Genomic DNA, 16,435 nt, shown 5'->3' on the forward strand with positions numbered 1-16,435 from the left:
TCAGAGCACTTCACTTGCCTTGAATCATTATAACACAAACGCTCCGTTTTGAAAACATTCTGCCTGTTAAGATTCGCGCACAGAAATGTCATTTTGTTGCAATATTGTCTGTGCCGACCAGTCTTTCCAGTTCTTCAAACAGCAGCGGATGGCCGGAAGTGTAAAGATGACGCGGCACCTGCAGATACTGCTTGGTGTCCATCAGGTACAGAAGCACCGGCATATCGCCATCGAAAATATGCAGAAGATTTACCACCTTTGCATATTCCCTGCTGCTGCGGGACGGCACACGGATATAGAGTTTTTTTGCAGCCTTCCGCATCGGGTCCGGGCGGCCCTTGTCCGGCCGGGAGGGATCATAGCTTTCAATGGGGACAACACTCTCTGCCAGCAGCTTGGAGGCTTCGTCCTCTCGCACAGAAAGCTTGCCGTCGATCACAACGACCGCATTTTCGTGCAGTGAATCGCGGAAGGTATCCAGCACTCTGGGGAACACGATCACCTCCATCGTACCGGTCAGGTCTTCCACACTGGTAAAGGCCATCATGCTGTTGGACTTGGTGGTCATCATGCGGCTTTTTACCACTGCACACACGATGCGCACCCTTTCGCCGTCCTTCACATGGGCATCCTCGCCGGTCAGATCCTTGATGGAGTGGGACGCGATCCGCGCCGACTGCTCACGGTAGGCGTCCAGCGGATGGCCGGACAGGTACAGGCCGCTGACATCCTTTTCCTGCTGCAGCAGCTCCTTGTGGCTGTATTCCGACAGCTGTTTGATCTCATAGCTGTCCGCAGATGCTTCATCCTGCGCTTCCCCGCTCATGACCGAGAACAGGTCCAGCTGGCCGTCCAGATTGCGGCGGGAGTCTGTTTCGATGCTTTTCAGTATGCCTTCCACCGCCTCCACCTGACTGTGGCGGTTGCTGCCCATATGGTCAAAGGCACCGGCCTTGATCAGGCTTTCGACCGCCCGGCGGTTCAGTTCTGTGCCATGCATCCGCTTGCAGAAATCGTACAAGCTGGTGTAGGGCTTATTCTGCCGCTCTCTGACCACATTCTCAATAAGGTTGCGGCCCACGTTCTTGACCGCGTTCAGTCCAAAACGGATCTGACCGTTGTTATCTGCCGTAAATCCGCCGTTTGAAACATTCACGTCCGGCGGCAGCACCTTAATTCCAAGCCGTGCGCACTCACCGGAGTACTCGATGACTTTATCGGTGTTGTCCAGCACGCTGGTCAGCAATGCAGCCATGAATTCGCTGGGGTAATGGCACTTGAGATAGGCTGTCTGAAATGCCACATAGGCATAGCAGGCAGCGTGGCTTTTGTTGAATGCATAGGAGGCAAAGCTGGACATTTCGTCGTAGATCTCGTTTGCCACTTTTTCCGAAATGCCGTTTGCCACACAGCCCGGGCATTCGTTGCCGGGGTCGGTGCAGCCGTGCACAAAGTGCTCACGCTCTGCCTCCATAACAGCATGCTTCTTTTTGCTCATGGCACGGCGGACATTGTCTGCCTGTCCGAACGAGAAGCCTGCCAGCTCACGGAAGATCTGCATCACCTGTTCCTGATACACGATGCATCCGTTGGTCACGTCCAGAATGTGCGCCAGCTGCGGGGTCTTGTAGCTGATCTTATCCGGCTCGTGGCGGTTGCGTAGATAGGTCGGGATGGAGTCCATGGGACCGGGACGGTACAGGCTGATGAGAGCGATGACATCTTCAAGGTTCTGTGGCTGCAGGCCCACCAGGACCTGCTTCATGCCGGAAGATTCCAGCTGGAACACGCCCTCGGTATCGCCCTGCCCCAGCATCCTGTAGGTGTCCGGGTCGTCATAGTCCAGCTTCTGGACGGAAAATTCCGGGTCGTGCTTCTGCACGGCAATTTCCGCATCGCGGATGACCGTCAGGGTGCGCAGACCAAGGAAGTCCATCTTCAGAAGTCCAAGCTCCTCGATCTCGGTCATGTTGAACTGGGTCACGGGCAGGCCATCATTGGTGGCCAGCGGCAGATAGTAGTCCGTAGGCTCCGGGGTAATGACGACGCCCGCCGCATGCGTGGATGCATGGCGGGGCATTCCCTCCACCTTCAGGGCCGTGTCGATCAGCTCCGTGACCTGCGGGTCGGTGTCGTACATCCGCTTCAGCTCTGTCGAGACCTCCAGCGCACGCTTCAGGGTCATTTTCAGTTCCATGGGGACCTGCTTTGCCACCGCATCCACCTGCTGATACGGGATCCCCATTACACGGCCGACATCGCGGATGGCGTTGCGGGCTGCCATGGTGCCAAAGGTAACGATCTGCGCCACATGGTCAGCACCGTATTTGCGGTTGACGTAATCAATGACTTCCTGTCGGCGTTCGTAGCAGAAATCCACATCGAAGTCCGGCATGCTGACACGCTCCGGGTTCAAAAAGCGTTCAAAGATCAGATTATAGCGGATGGGGTCGATATCCGTGATGCCCACACTGTAAGCCGCAATGCTGCCTGCGCCGGAGCCGCGGCCCGGGCCCACCGGGATGCCCTGACTCTTGGCGTAGTTGACGTAGTCCCACACGATGAGGTAGTAGTTTGTGTAGCCCATCTTTTTGACCACGCCGATCTCGTAGCTCAGACGGTCTTTGTTGGCCTGCGGTACATCAGGCCCATAGCGGCGTTCCAGACCCTCCCAGCAGAGCTTTTCAAAAAACGCCTGATTATCCATCCCGTTCGGTGCTTTATAATAGGGGATCTTGGTGTGCCCGAAATCAAAATCAAAGCTGCACCGCTCCGCAATTTTGGCCGTATTTTCGCAGGCTTCCGGCACCATGGAGAACAGATCATACATTTCGTCTGTCGTTTTGACATAGAACTCGTCGGTCTGGAACTCCATCTTATCCGCATCCTGAATGGTCTTACCGGTCTGGATGCACAGCAGGATGCCCTGCATCTTGGCATCCTCCCTGCGCAGATAGTGAGAGTCGTTGGTGGCTGCCATGGGGATGCCTGTTTCCCGCGCAAGCTTGATGAGCTGCGGCAGAACGATGTTGTCCTCTTTCAGGCCATGATCCTGCAGCTCAATGTAATAGTTACCCTCGCCGAACAGGTCGCGGTACCACAACGCGCTGGTTTTGGCACGCTCATAGTCGCCTGCCAGAATGGCCTGCGGGATCTCACCGGCCAGACAGGCAGACAGGCAGATCAGTCCCTCGTGATACTGCTCCAGCAGCTGCTTATCGATGCGGGGCTTGGAGTAAAAGCCCTCCACAAAAGAGGCCGATACCATTTTGATAAGGTTTTTGTAACCGGTCTCATTTTTGCACAGCAGGATCAGATGGTTATTGCCATCGATCTTGTTCACCTTATCAAAGCGGGTGCGGGTGGCAACATAGACTTCGCAGCCGATAATAGGCTTGATGCCCGCCTTTTTAGCCGCCTTATAAAACTGCACGCAGCCGTACATAACGCCATGGTCTGTGCAGGCAATGGCGGTCTGCCCGCACTCTTTTACGCGCTCCATCAGCTGGTCGATGCGGCAGGCACCGTCCAGAAGGCTGTATTCCGTATGGATGTGCAGATGAACGAAGTCCCTTCCAAGACGGTTGTTCTCACTGATCTCGCTCACGCTGTGCCTCCTGTTCCAGATTCTTCCGCAGATTTTCGGCCAACGCCTCCAGTTTCTTCATCCGGTGTGACAGGCCGGATTTGCTCACCGCAGGCTCAAAGCAGCCGCACAGTGCCGTGAGCGAAAGGTCCGGGTACTGCATCCGTTTGGCGGCAGCTTGCTGCAGCACCTCCGGCAAGGTGGAAAGGGCATCCTGCTCTTCCAGAAATCGGATCGCCTTCAGCGTCTGCGCATTGGCGCGGGCCGTTTTGCCGAGGTTTGCGGTGTCGCAGTTGGTCTGACGATTCGTCTGGTTGCGCACCTGCTTGAACGCCTTCTGTGCGTGCATCTCCTCAGCGGCATTCACTGCCCCCATAAAGCTGAGCAGCCGTTCTACATTGGCTCCCGTTTTGACGTAGATCAGGTTCACACCGTTGCGCCGGGTGCGGTGCGGTGCAAACTCATGCTCTGCCAGCAATGCTTCAAAGTCCCGTGCAAGGTTGGTGCGGGAGGTAAGGAACTCCAGATTATATTCCTTCTGCGGATCAATGACCGTTCCACTGCACAAAAAAGCTGCGCCAATGTACGCACTGACGCAGGTCTGGCAGCGGATAAGGCAGGGGTCGATCTGCAGACTGGTTTCACTGCCGGTGGTGCCGAACAGCTCATGCATCCGGGCCACCTGCTCCGGCGCACGGATGTTGAACTCGTACAAAACACCGCTGGGCCGCTGCTTTTGCAAAATTTCGCCCTGCACGCCGCAGCGGGCAAACAGCTGCTGTGCCGCCTGCACCGTCTCCTGCTGTTCGGTCTGCACCACAAGGCCCCTGGCATCAAAATATTTGGCAAAGCACGCAATGCCATAGGCCGCCGCACGCACGCAGCAATCCTTCTGGATGCTGCGCGCAGCGATCTCCTCCCGCGCACGGGACGCAAAACTACTCATATTTCCTCAATTCTGTCAACGCATGGCATCACGATGCTGCACGCCCGGCTCGTAGCCGAGTGCCGTGCAATACTCCGCGATCTTACGCGCAAATGTAATGGAGCGGTGCTTGCCGCCGGTACATCCCACCGCAATGGTCAGCTGGCTTTTGCCCTCCTTGACGTAAAGCGGCAGTGCATACTGTAAAAAGCTTTCGTAGCGCTTGAGCAGCTCCTGCGCTTCCGGGTGCGACATGACAAAGTCCACCACTTCCTGATCCAGTCCCGTCTTGTGCTTGAGCTCCGGGACATAGAAAGGATTGGGCAGGCAGCGCACGTCCAGCACGAGGTCTGCTTCCGGCGGAATGCCAAACTTGAAGCCAAAGGACATCACGGTCAGGCGCATTGCACTTTTTGCTCCGCCATTTTTCACAAACAGGTCGCAGATGCGCTCCTTGTTCTGCGCAGTGGAGAGCAGTGCCGTATTGATGGTATAGTCTGCACGCTCCTGCAGCGGCTTCAAAATCTTGCGTTCCTTTGCAAAGGCCTCCCGCGTGGAAATGCCCTCCGAAATGCTGATGGGATGACGGCGGCGGGTCTCGCTGTAGCGGCGCATGAGAACATCATCCGGGGCATCCAGAAACAGGACCTTATACAGGATCCCCTGCTCGTCCAGTTTATGAAGTGCCTGCTCGATCTCCTCGCTGGTGCGGCAGCCGCGCACATCCATAGAAAGTGCCACCCGCTCCAGCTGGCTGTCGCCTGCTTCCGAGAACGCAGTGATGCTGGGCAGCAGTCCGGCCGGAACATTATCGATGCAGAAAAAGCCGATATCCTCCAGTGCATTCATGGCGACCGATTTGCCTGCACCGGAAAGTCCGCTGACGATCAACAGCTCCATAATTGATATCCCGCTCCTTTTATCTTGGCCAATGTTTTTATTTTACAACACGGATCTCTTTTTCCAGTTCATAGCCGGTCTTTTCCTTCACGATGGCACGCACTTCATCGCAGAGAGCCAGCACATCAGCACAGGTGGCACCGCCGAGGTTGACCACAAAGCCGCAGTGCTTATCGCTGACGGCGGCACCGCCGTGACGGAAACCGCGCAGGCCGCACTGGTCGATGAGTGCAGCTGCAAAAGCACCTGCCGGGCGCTTGAAGGTGCTGCCGGCGCTGGGCTTATCCAGCGGCTGCTTGTCCACACGCTTTGCCATCAGTTCATCCATTTTTGCACGGATGTCCGCTGCATTCCCGGGCTGCAGCGCAAACTGCGCCGAAAGGATGCAGCCGCCATTTTCTTCAAAAATGCTGTGGCGGTAGCTCAGGTCCAGCTCTGCTGCCGATGCCTGCACGACCTCTCCTTCTGCGGTCAGGTACCGCACCACGGTGAGGACATCCTTCATTTCGCCGCCATAGGCACCCGCATTCATATACACTGCACCGCCCACCGTGCCGGGGATGCCGTAGGCAAATTCCAGACCGGACAGGCCGTGTTCCAGCGCAGCCCTGCACAGGGCTGCGAGCCGGACGCCCGCACCGGCTCGCAGCATATTACCTTCAACGGCAATATCGCTGCCCAGTGCAGAAATGTCGATCACCACACCGGCAAAGCCCTCGTCCGCAAACAGGATATTGCTGCCGTTGCCCAGCAGATAATAGCGGACAGCCTGCTCTTTGCACAGCGCAACCGCACTGCAAAGCTGCTGTTCCGTCTGCGGCTGCACAAACAGCTGTGCGGGACCGCCGATCTTAAAGGTACAGTGTGCCGCAAGCGGCTCGTTCTCCCGAAACGGGATGCCTGCCTGCAGCAGCTTCTGTTTGAATCGTTCCATAGTGGATAACTCCTAAATCAGTCCATTTTGTCATCCAGACCCAGACGGATCAGCAGCTCACGCGCTGCATTGTAGCCCATCTTCTTCTGGCGGTTGTTGATGGCGGCAGTTTCCAGCACGACAGCCAGATTGCGGCCCGGTGAGACCGGAATGCTGGTGCTGGGGATGCTGACGCCCAGAATGTCGTAGTACTCGTTTTCCAGTCCGGTGCGCTGGTAGTTTTTGGTGGGGTCCCATGTCTCCAGCTGAACAACAAGGTCCAGACTTTCGCTCAGTTTGACCGCACCAACACCGTACACACGGGCCACATTGACGATACCAATGCCTCGCAGCTCAATAAAGTGGCGGATATTTTCCGGTGCGGTGCCCATGATCTGGCGGTTGGACACCTTGCGCAGCTCCACAGCATCGTCTGCTACCAGACGGTGGCCGCGCTTGACCAGCTCGATGGCAAGCTCACTTTTGCCGATGCCGCTGTCGCCCAAGATCAGGATGCCCTCGCCATACACCTCCACCAGCACGCCGTGCCGGGTGATGCGGGGAGCCAGTTCCAAGTTCAGCACACTGATCAGGCTGCCCATCAGCGTACAGGTCGTCTCGTTGGAGCGCAGCAGCGCTACGCCATGCTTCTGGGCCAGTTCCTGCATTTCCGGGAAGGGAGTCAACTCCTCGCTGCGGCAGACGATAACAGCCGGCGGCTGCTGACGAAACAGCTGATCCAGTGCTTCGTAGCGTTTTTCTGCCGAAAGGCCGGACAGAAAGTTCATCTCTGCCAGACCCATGATCTGCAGGCGCAGCTTATCAAAATAATCGTAATAACCCGCAAGAAATAGACCGGGACGGTTGACCTCGGCGATCTCCACACAGATCTGATCCAGTTCCTTTGGCGTATAGACAACTTCCATACTGACACGGTCGGTCAGCGTTTTGAGCGAGACATTGAATGTGCCCATCCTTGTTTCCTCCTGTGCTCCCTTTTGCCGTGCAGCACCGCCATTCCGCCGGGCGGGCACAGCATTCTTTCCTTTTATTATAATAGAATGATTCCTAAAAAACAATACAGCCGCTCTTTCTTTTTCCTTTGCCGGAAAGAAACCTGCGCAGCAGCGTGTCCATGCACTTTATTTTTACATTTTTCTTACTTTTACACGGATTTTACATTCCGCGGATTTTGGATTTTACATTGCAACAGTATACTCTCAGACAGGAGAGAACCATCAAAACACGCAGGATGCTCTTTCTGTAAGCAGAGCGCCGCTGTTCAAGCGGTGTGCGCTGCGGGTGAAAGCAGCTTCTGAAATCAAAAGTGAGGAAATCTTTATGACCATTTTCAATGTCTTTTCCCTGCTTGGCGGCCTTGCCCTGTTTTTGTTCGGCATGGACATCATGGGCAAGGCCCTGGAAAAGCAGGCCGGCGGCCAGCTGCAGAAGATTCTGAGCAAGCTGACCGATAACCCTCTCAAGGGGTTTTTCCTTGGCCTGTGCGTCACCGCTGTGATCCAGAGTTCCAGCGCTACCACCGTGATGGTGGTCGGCTTTGTCAACAGCGGCATCATGGAACTGCATCAGGCCATTGGCGTCATCATGGGCAGCAATGTGGGCACCACCGTCACCAGCTGGATTCTGAGCCTTTCCGGCCTGCAGGGTGACAGTCTCCTCATCAATCTGCTCAAACCCACTTCTTTCAGTCCTTTGCTTGCATTTATCGGCATTTTGCTGTATATGTGTAAGAGTGAGAAGAAAAAGGGCATCGGCACCATTCTCATCGGCTTTGCTGTGCTGATGACCGGCATGACTGCCATGTCCAACGCCGTCCTGCCCCTGCAGAACGAGGCATGGTTCACCAGCCTGTTCACCCGCTTCTCCAACCCCCTTCTGGGCGTTCTGGTCGGTGCCCTTGTCACCGGCATCATCCAGAGCTCCAGCGCCAGCGTCGGCATCCTGCAGGCATTGAGCGCCACCGGCGTCATTACCTACGGCAGTGCCATTCCCATCATCATGGGCCAGAACATCGGAACCTGTGTCACCGCGTTGATCTCCTCTGTGGGCGCCAACAAGAATGCACGCCGTGCTGCCATGGTCCATCTGTACTTCAACATCATCGGTGTAAGCATCTTCCTTGTCGGTTTTTACGGCCTGAATACAGTCTGCCACTTTGCTTTTGTGAACACCACCATCGAGGCATGGGGCATCGCTGTGGTGCACTCGGTGTTCAATATCGTGGCAACGCTGGTGCTGCTGCCCTTTGCAAGCCTGCTGGAAAAGCTGGCCATCCTCACCATTCCGGATTCGCCGGAAAAGGAAAGCTTTGCGCTGCTGGATGACCGCCTGCTGAACACCCCTGCTGTGGCTGTGGAGCGCGCCCGCTCTGCTACGGCTGAAATGGCAGAGCTTGCCCGTGTGGGCGTGATGCAGGCCATGAGCCTGACCCATGAGTGGAACGACACACTTGCGCAGAAGGTCCGCGAGGAGGAGACGCAGGTAGACCGTTACGAGGACGCCCTCGGCACCTACCTTGTCAAGCTTTCCAGCCGTGAGCTGAACCACACCGACAGCCAGAGCGTGAACACCCTGCTGCACACCATCAGCGATTTTGAGCGCATCAGCGACCATTCCGTAAACCTGCTGGAATCCGCCGAGGAGATGCACACCAAAGACATCCAGTTCTCGCAGGATGCCCGGGACGAGCTGCAGGTGCTGGAGGATGCCGTGCAGGATATCCTGAACCGCACCACCGATGCCTTCCATAAAGGCGACCTGCATCTTGCCAGCAAGGTGGAGCCGCTGGAAGCCGTGGTCAATGAGCTGGTGCGCGCCATCAAAGCCCATCATATCGCTCGCCTGCAGGCCGGCAACTGCTCCATCGAGTACGGCTTTGTTCTGGATGACCTGCTGACCAACTATGAGCGCGTGTGCGACCACTGCAGCAATGTTGCCGTTGCACAGATCGAGGTCGCACAGGACAGTTTTGATACCCACGCTTACCTCAACGAGCTGCGTCACGGCAGTGACACCAAGGAAAGCGAGGAATTCCATCGTCGTTTGGACCGTTACCGTGAGCGCTATCTTTTCCCTGAAAATCAGTCTGCGGAGGATTTTGACAAATGATCTATATTGTGGAAGACGATGCCGCCATCCGGGAGCTGGAGCAGTATGCCCTGCAGTCCAGCGGATACGAGGTGGCCAGCTTTGAGAGCTCGGAGCCCTTCTGGCAGGCCATGCACGCTGCAGAGCCGGAGCTGGTGATTCTGGACGTGATGCTGCCCGGTGAGGACGGCTTCTCTATCCTGAAAAAGCTGCGCAACACCCCTTCCCTGCGGCGGCTGCCCATCATTATGGTCACGGCCAAATCCAGCGAGCTGGACACGGTGCGCGGGCTGGACTGCGGCGCAGATGATTACATCACAAAGCCCTTTGGCATCATGGAGTTTCTGAGCCGGGTGCGTGCTGCCCTGCGCCGCTCGGCTCCGGAAGCACGTCCCAATGTGCTCAGCTTTCACGAGATCCTGCTGGACGATGCCCGTCACAACGTGACTGTGAGCGGAACGCCGGTAGAGCTGACCTACAAGGAGTACAGCCTGCTGCGTTTGCTGCTGGAGAACACCAATCTGGTGGTGACACGCGAGACCATTCTGCAGGTGGTGTGGGGCACCGACATTTCGGTGGAGAGCCGTACTGTGGATATGCATATCCGCACCCTGCGCAAAAAGCTGGGGGATGCCGGCAAATACATCTGCACTGTGCGCAAGGTGGGTTACAAACTGACCGATGAAGAGGAGGCTGGTGAAGAATGAAGCTGCGCAGCATGGAAGAAAAGATCAGCTACCGACTGTTTCTGATGGGTTTCTTTGGTCTGTTGTTTACAGCGGCACTGTGTATCTTTGTGTTTCATAAAGCCTTTACTGCACAGGCATGGACCGGCCTTGAGCGGGAGGCGGAACTGGTCAGTGCCGGATACGATCTGGTGCAGGATCCGCAGCAGCTTACTTCTTTTGTTTCCAATGATCTGCGCATCACTCTGATCTCGCAGGATGGCAGCGTGCTGTTTGAATCCGCCACGGATCAGCCCATGGAAAACCATCTTTCCCGGCCGGAGATCGGCAGGCTATGGCCGGCGGCATCGGCCGTGATATCCGGGACTCGCAAACCATGGGATATGAGACCTACTATTATGCAGTGCTGCTGCCGAACGGCGAGATCCTGCGCACTGCACAGGACGCCGAAACGGTGTGGTCTATCTACGATTCCTCCATTCCCGCCATCGTGCTGAGCTGTGTTGCGCTGATGCTGGCTGCCGCTGTGCTGGCCACCCTGCTGACGCGTGCGCTGGTGCAGCCGGTGCTGAGCATGACCGAAGACCTTGACCATATTCAGGACAATGTGCCCTACAAAGAGCTGATCCCCTTTGCAGAGAGCATCCATTCCGACCGCATCCTGCGCGAAAACAATGAGAAGATGCGGCAGGAATTCACCGCCAATGTCAGCCATGAACTCAAGACCCCTCTGACCAGCATTTCCGGCTACGCCGAGCTCATTGAGACCGGCATTGCAAAGCCGGAGGATGTGCCGGGCTTTGCGCAGAAGATCCATGTGGAAGCCAGCCGCATGATCCAGCTGGTCAATGATATCCTGCAGCTCTCCAGTCTGGACAACGCAAGCGAGACCGGCTCGGAGCCCGAAATGGAAACGGTCGATCTGCTGAGCGTTGCAAAGGAGTGCGTGGAGCGTCAGAAGCTGAATGCCCGCCGGGCTTATATCTCACTGACCTGTCTGGGGGAAAGTGCTCTTGTACACGGCAACCGTCCTCTGCTGGATGAGCTGTGCCAGAACCTGTGTGATAACGCCATCCGCTACAACCGGCCCGGCGGAAAAGTGCAGATCACCACTGCCTGCAATCGGGACGGCCATTGTACCCTGACCGTGACGGACAATGGCATCGGCATTCCGAAAGAAGCACAGACCAGCGTGTTTGAGCGCTTCTACCGTGTGGATAAGAGCCGCAGCAAAGCGACCGGCGGCACCGGTCTGGGACTGGCGATTGTCAAGCATATTGCGCTGATCCATGGTGCCCGCATCAAGCTGGAAAGTCAGGTGGACGCGGGTACCACCATTACCGTCACTTTCCCCACTGCAAACTGAGGAGCGGAAGCTTCTGCACTATTCCGGTAAAAATCTCACGACTGTCTGTAATTGCGGACAGTCGTTTTTTATTGTGATCTTTTCCCTGCCCACACCATACTGCAACGCGCTGCGCTGCTGCAGATGCACAAGGTCTATCCCCTGCTGCCAGAAGCTCTGCACAGTCTGTGTGCACAGCCGGGCCAGCTGGGCGCACTGTGCGGCACCGGGCTGCGGGGCCTCATCTCCGCGCTGGCAGTCCAGACGCAGGAGCACCGATTCGCCTTTTAACGTGAACGAAACGCTGCACCGGCGGATCGTCACCGGTTCCTCCGCAAGCCAAAGCGTATGCGTCCCGCGCATCCCGGACAGAAGCTGAACCACTGCCGTCTGCTGGGCGTCCAGCTTGATGCGCTGCTCCCCTTTCCGGAAAACACTTGTTCCGGCAGCGGAAAGCTCCTCATCTTGCAAGGTAAGCTGCGGCCAGAACATTCCATCCCGATGCTGGTACAGGCGTGGCATCCGGCCCGATTCCTGCTTCAATTCATTCAGGAGTCTGTCCGGAAGCCCTTCTGCAGCTTCAAGCTGTTTTTCCAGTTCTTCCGTGGAAACTGCAAGGATGGAAGCTTTTGCCGCCGCACGCCCCCGCCCGCTTTCCAGAACGATGGACTCATAGGCAGAAAGCAGTTCTTCTGAGGTGTTCTCACTTATTATGAGAAAGTCGCACAGGCGGTAGTCTGCCTTCTGCGGCAGCTTTTTTTGCACGGACGAAAGTGCCTTTTCCAGCGTACTTTCTTCGGCCAGCCGCATCTGCATTGCGGCCGACGCTTCGGATGCATCCGCAGATGCTTCCGGTGCCTGATACAAAAGCCCGACTGTCACCGTTGCCTCGTTTTGTGCAAGATAGAGTGCTCTTACCATGCTTTTCTCCGTGGTCTCGCAGCGGAGAAACAGCAGGCACCAGCCTACCAGCAAAAGCGTGCCGATTGAATGCCGGAGCCGCCGCCTCATCCTGCTGCTCCTTTCCTGCAGTTTGCAGCTTTTTTCCACAGCTCACCTGCCGCTGCGCAGAGGAATCCGATGCGGAAAACAGCGCAGGTAAGCCAGATCAGAAGCAGAAGCGCATCCATACGTGAGAAGATGCCCACGCTCCATGCACGCAGCAATTCCTGCTCCGGATAGTCCGTTTCGCCAAACACAAGGCAGATGCCGGCGGCAAGACACACCTGTGCCAAAAAAGTCAGCCACGGAAGAAAAAGAACGCGGCGCGGCGCAGGTTCTTCTATCAGAAGGGGCCAGAGCAGATACTCCGCGTACAGCGGCACACGCGGCAGCCGGGCCAGCTGCACCGCATCCGGTTCCAGCAGATGGGACCATTCCATCTGGCCTGCAATGCCTGCCAGACAGAGTCCCTCCCCCAGCAGCACAAACCACCACAGCACCCTTGCCGGGGCATCCCAGCCGGAAAGCGGAATGCGGCATCCCGCCCAGAGCAGCAGCGGGAGCAAGCCGATCAGTGCCATGGAATGAAACTCCTGCCGACAGACGTTCTGCGCCTGCATTGCCGTCCTGAACGCCTCTGCCAGAAGCCCGAGGACTGCCGCAAAAAGCCAGACCTGCCGCACCGCCGTCTGCTGCCAGCAGACATACAGCACCGCGCTGATTCCGGTCAGCAACAGTGCCCCGAGCACTCCATAAAGAAGCATCCCGCGCAGGGAAACGCCCGGTTCAAGGCTCTCTGCCAGAGCTGCCGTCCATACACTCAATGCCAGTGCGGAAAAAGAGAGTTTCTTCTGCCCTTGCATTCCTTTTCCTCCCGTCTTTGCCAAATGTTAAAGCCCTTCTGCGAAAGGCGGCGGTAGTTGCGGCGGATTACGCCATCCTCTGCCATGGGCCGCTGCGGAAACGGGTGCGCCGCCAGATACGGCACCTGCAGACAGGCCGTACCGGATAGGCTGAGCAGAAACGCAAAAAAAGCCCCCGCAAGACCCACCGGCCCGGCAAGACCTGCAGCCAGCACCACACCCAGACGCAGCAGCGTCGCAGGCTCGTACAAAGAGGGCGTGACGAACACCGCAATGGCCGTGATGCTTGCCACAAAGATCACCGGCGTGCTCATAAGCCCGGTGGCAATGGCGGCATCTCCGATGATAAGGGCCGACACCAGACTGACCGAGTGCCCCAGCGACTGAGGCATCCGCAGACCCGCTTCCCGGATGACTTCCAGAATAAGCATGACCAGCAGCATTTCTGCAAACAGCGGCAGCGGCGTTGCCTTTTCTGCCGCTTCGATCCTGTACAGCAGCTGCGGCGGGATCAGTTCCGGCAGATAGACCGCCAGACACACGAACACCCCCGGCAGAAATACGGTCAGGTAAAACGAAATATATTTCAGGACGCGCAGAAAAGAGGAAAACACCGCGGTGGATGCATAATCATCCAGACATTCAAAGTTTTCGCAGAAGAGGGCCGGAAGCACCATGGCGGAAGGGCTGCCATTGACCAGAACCACGATTTTTCCCTCACAGAGCTTTGCTGCCGCCACGGCGGGCCGCTCGGTATAGCTCACCGGCGTGAACAGCCGCGCCTTGCCCGGCAGCAGCCACGGTACAAAGTAGCTGGAATCCAGCAGAAGCTCCGGTTTTGCCGCCGCAAGCGTTTTGCGCACACGCTGCACCATGGCAGGGTCTGCTTTGTTTTTGCAGTAGCAGATGGCATATTCCGTCCGCATTCCGGTGTCTGCCTGTGCCGCTTCCTGTACCAGCTGTTCACTGCGGATGAGCCGCCGCAGCAGGCTCAGGTTGACCCGCAGCAGATCGGCAAAGCCCTCGCGGGAACCGCGCAGATTTCCCTCGCCCGAGGGTTCGCCCACCGAGCGGAACTTGAGACCCTGTACCGAGAACGCAATGCCCTTTGCGCAGCCGTCCAAAAGCAGCACCGCCATGCCTGCTGTCAGCCGTTTGGTCAGTTCGTCCATATCCTCTACCGGCGCATTCTCTGCCGGAAAAGCCGAGTCGTGCAAAATCAGCTCGTAGGCCTGCATCCCGGTGCAGCACTGTCCGGGCTGCACCGGCGGGGCCTGACGGCTGGCCGCATCCAGCAAAAGCGTCCAGAGTGAATCCAGACTGGCCATGCCGTCAAACAAAAGAATGACGGCTTTGCAATGATAAATCGTGATCTCTTTGGCATAATAATCCGCAGAAGGGCCAAACATCCGGTCCAGTGCCGCTAGATTTGCCGACAGACTCTGTGATAACTGCTGCATCCATGTCCACTCCTTTGCACAGCAGTATGCCCGTATGATGCACATTCCATTCCCTTTGCAACCGACAGGAGGTCTTGTTTTTTGAAGCTTCTGATCTGCCGAACCATCATCATTTATCTATGCGTTCTGTTTGCCATGCGGCTGATGGGCAAACGCCAGCTGGGTGAATTGCAGCCGGAAGAGCTGGTGTCCACCATCCTCATTTCCAATCTGGCGTCCATCTCCATCGAATCGGAAGAGGTGCCCATCACATCCAGCCTCATTCCCCTGTTCCTTATTGCGGCGCTGGAACTGCTGGGTTCTGTGCTGAGCTTCCGCAGCCAGAAATTCTTCAATTTTCTATCCGGCAGGCCCAAAACGGTCATACTGGATGGAAAGATCGACCAGAATGCTCTGCGGATGCTGCGCCTGACCACCGCCGATCTGATGGAGGCGCTGCGCGGCAAAAACATCTTTGACCCGCGTGAGGTCTCCTACGCCGTGATCGAAACAAACGGGACCCTCTCGGCGGCCCTGCGGCCGGAGAAAGAACCTGTCCGACTTTCCGACCTGCAGATCAAGGTAAACCATGCCAACGCCATCATCCCCTTTGTGCTGGACGGTCAGGTGCTGGAGGACAATCTGCGCTGGTGCGGCAAAGACCGCGAATGGCTGGAGCGGACTGCACAGGCCAACACCCTGCTGCCCGAGGAGATCCTGCTGTTGATCGGCAGCGAGACCGAAGACTATTTTCTGTTAAAAAAAGAGGACCGCCATGGAAGCGGTCCCCGGTGAGGTGAGTGGATGAAGCGGATCTATGCATGTATCGCCATTGTGGCCGTGCTGCTGGGTGTGGCTTTTTACAGCAGCTGGAAGGTGCAAAGCTTTGCCGAAGTGATCTCGGCAGACCTTGACGCAGCTGCCGAGGCCATCCGCAATGCGGATCATCCTGCTGCGCGGCAGGCCCTTGCCGACGGTGCCGCCCGGTGCGACCAGATGCGGACAAGCATGAATCACCTGCTGCGCACTGCAGATTTTACCGAACTGGAAGCCGCCCTGCGGGCTGCGGACGGCCATCTGGAAATGAATGCTCCCGAGGAAGCCTTTGGTGAGCTGCGGCGCGCACAGGTACAGGTGGAAACGCTGGAATGGCTCTCCCATCGGCTGGTATGACAAAAGCACCGGAACTGTGCCTGTTCGGACACAGTTCCGGTGCTCATGGGGTCTATTCTGTTATTTCTGTGGTTCCCTGCGGTCGCCCATCAGCTTCTGCAGCTCATTGAAAAAGCTCTCCACATCCGCGAACTGGCGATAGACGGAGGCAAAGCGGACATACGCCACCTCGTCGATCTTTTTCAGTTCCTGCATGGTCAGCTCACCAATGCGTACACTGGGGATCTCACGGTCGTAGGAGCTGAGCAGGGTCTGCTCAATGCTGCTGACCGCCCGCTCCAATGACTCATAGCTGACCGGGCGCTTGGCACAGGCACGCACCATGGCATTGAGCAGCTTCTGCCGGTCAAAGGGTTCCCGGGAGCTGTCCTTTTTGATGACCACAAGCGGAACAGTCTCCACGACCTCATAGGTCGTAAAGCGCATGTGGCAGCTGAGACATTCGCGGCGGCGGCGGATGCGTTCGCTGTCTTCAGTGGGGCGGGAGTCGATCACTTTGGATTCCTCAGCTCCGCAATAGGGACATTTCATGTTCTGTTCCTCCTGTCCGGTCTG

General features: G+C 57.0%; 15 protein-coding genes. 6 read left to right on the forward strand and 9 right to left on the reverse strand.

The annotated features are described in order from the left end of the window. Positions 1-88: 88 nt before the first annotated feature. Genes ACKXF7_RS12345 through hprK form a run of 5 tightly spaced genes read right to left on the reverse strand, consistent with a single transcriptional unit; the run spans position 89 to position 7,298 of the window. Positions 89-3,607, reverse strand: coding sequence for a DNA polymerase III subunit alpha (locus tag ACKXF7_RS12345; RefSeq protein ID WP_423741458.1), 3,519 nt, complete (start codon positions 3,605-3,607; stop codon positions 89-91). After that, positions 3,591-4,532 carry a DNA-binding protein WhiA gene (gene whiA / locus ACKXF7_RS12350; RefSeq protein ID WP_339394837.1) on the reverse strand — a complete coding sequence of 314 codons (942 nt, stop codon included), beginning with the start codon at positions 4,530-4,532 and terminating at the stop codon, positions 3,591-3,593. The genes ACKXF7_RS12345 and whiA overlap by 17 nt, the downstream gene beginning before the upstream one ends. Before the next feature lie 15 nt (positions 4,533-4,547). Further along, positions 4,548-5,411 (reverse strand): RNase adapter RapZ, encoded by an 864-nt coding sequence (rapZ, locus tag ACKXF7_RS12355; RefSeq protein ID WP_423741459.1) that lies wholly within the window; start codon positions 5,409-5,411, stop codon positions 4,548-4,550. A 37-nt stretch (positions 5,412-5,448) separates the two neighbouring features. Then, complete coding sequence (gene murB, locus ACKXF7_RS12360; RefSeq protein WP_423741460.1) at positions 5,449-6,345, reverse strand: UDP-N-acetylmuramate dehydrogenase; 897 nt, start codon at positions 6,343-6,345, stop codon at positions 5,449-5,451. Between the two features lie 17 nt (positions 6,346-6,362). Further along, positions 6,363-7,298: an HPr(Ser) kinase/phosphatase gene (gene hprK, locus ACKXF7_RS12365; protein WP_249236580.1), complete on the reverse strand. Its 936-nt coding sequence runs from the start codon at positions 7,296-7,298 to the stop codon at positions 6,363-6,365. Between the two features lie 367 nt (positions 7,299-7,665). Between hprK and ACKXF7_RS12370 the strand changes: the two genes are divergently transcribed. From ACKXF7_RS12370 to ACKXF7_RS12385, 4 genes are all read left to right on the forward strand, one after another. Continuing rightward, on the forward strand, positions 7,666-9,453 hold the full coding sequence (locus ACKXF7_RS12370; protein WP_418266190.1) for a Na/Pi cotransporter family protein: 1,788 nt from the start codon (positions 7,666-7,668) through the stop codon (positions 9,451-9,453). Beyond that, positions 9,450-10,139 (forward strand): response regulator transcription factor, encoded by a 690-nt coding sequence (locus tag ACKXF7_RS12375; RefSeq protein WP_423741461.1) that lies wholly within the window; start codon positions 9,450-9,452, stop codon positions 10,137-10,139. Before ACKXF7_RS12370 ends, ACKXF7_RS12375 begins: the two co-directional genes overlap by 4 nt. Beyond that, positions 10,136-10,615, forward strand: coding sequence for a hypothetical protein (locus tag ACKXF7_RS12380; RefSeq protein ID WP_423741462.1), 480 nt, complete (start codon positions 10,136-10,138; stop codon positions 10,613-10,615). The genes ACKXF7_RS12375 and ACKXF7_RS12380 overlap by 4 nt, the downstream gene beginning before the upstream one ends. 185 nt (positions 10,616-10,800) lie before the next feature. Beyond that, positions 10,801-11,484 (forward strand): sensor histidine kinase, encoded by a 684-nt coding sequence (locus ACKXF7_RS12385; RefSeq protein WP_423742634.1) that lies wholly within the window; start codon positions 10,801-10,803, stop codon positions 11,482-11,484. 18 nt (positions 11,485-11,502) lie between these two features. Here ACKXF7_RS12385 and ACKXF7_RS12390 read toward each other — a convergent pair whose 3' ends face one another. From ACKXF7_RS12390 to ACKXF7_RS12400, 3 genes are all read right to left on the reverse strand, one after another. Continuing rightward, positions 11,503-12,384, reverse strand: a complete 882-nt coding sequence (locus ACKXF7_RS12390) for a hypothetical protein (protein ID WP_423741463.1) — start codon at positions 12,382-12,384, stop codon at positions 11,503-11,505. 86 nt (positions 12,385-12,470) lie between these two features. Continuing rightward, positions 12,471-13,268 carry a hypothetical protein gene (locus ACKXF7_RS12395; protein ID WP_423741464.1) on the reverse strand — a complete coding sequence of 266 codons (798 nt, stop codon included), beginning with the start codon at positions 13,266-13,268 and terminating at the stop codon, positions 12,471-12,473. Continuing rightward, positions 13,226-14,728 (reverse strand): spore germination protein, encoded by a 1,503-nt coding sequence (locus ACKXF7_RS12400; RefSeq protein WP_423741465.1) that lies wholly within the window; start codon positions 14,726-14,728, stop codon positions 13,226-13,228. Before ACKXF7_RS12400 ends, ACKXF7_RS12395 begins: the two co-directional genes overlap by 43 nt. A gap of 81 nt (positions 14,729-14,809) precedes the next feature. On the opposite strand from ACKXF7_RS12400, the gene ACKXF7_RS12405 reads away from it, so the two are divergent. Both ACKXF7_RS12405 and ACKXF7_RS12410 read left to right on the forward strand, forming a co-directional pair. Beyond that, entirely contained in the window at positions 14,810-15,502 is a 693-nt protein-coding gene (locus ACKXF7_RS12405; RefSeq protein WP_249238685.1) for a DUF421 domain-containing protein, read from the forward strand. A 9-nt stretch (positions 15,503-15,511) separates the two neighbouring features. After that, positions 15,512-15,880 (forward strand): DUF4363 family protein, encoded by a 369-nt coding sequence (locus ACKXF7_RS12410; RefSeq protein ID WP_249238684.1) that lies wholly within the window; start codon positions 15,512-15,514, stop codon positions 15,878-15,880. A 60-nt stretch (positions 15,881-15,940) separates the two neighbouring features. Here the strand turns inward: ACKXF7_RS12410 and nrdR are convergent, their stop codons facing one another. Next, complete coding sequence (gene nrdR, locus ACKXF7_RS12415) at positions 15,941-16,411, reverse strand: transcriptional regulator NrdR (protein ID WP_249238683.1); 471 nt, start codon at positions 16,409-16,411, stop codon at positions 15,941-15,943. Between the last annotated feature and the right edge of the window lie 24 nt (positions 16,412-16,435).

Origin of the sequence: Faecalibacterium sp. 7 (assembly GCF_049562865.1) — a bacterium.
GTDB classification, from domain to species: domain Bacteria; phylum Bacillota; class Clostridia; order Oscillospirales; family Ruminococcaceae; genus Faecalibacterium; species Faecalibacterium wellingii.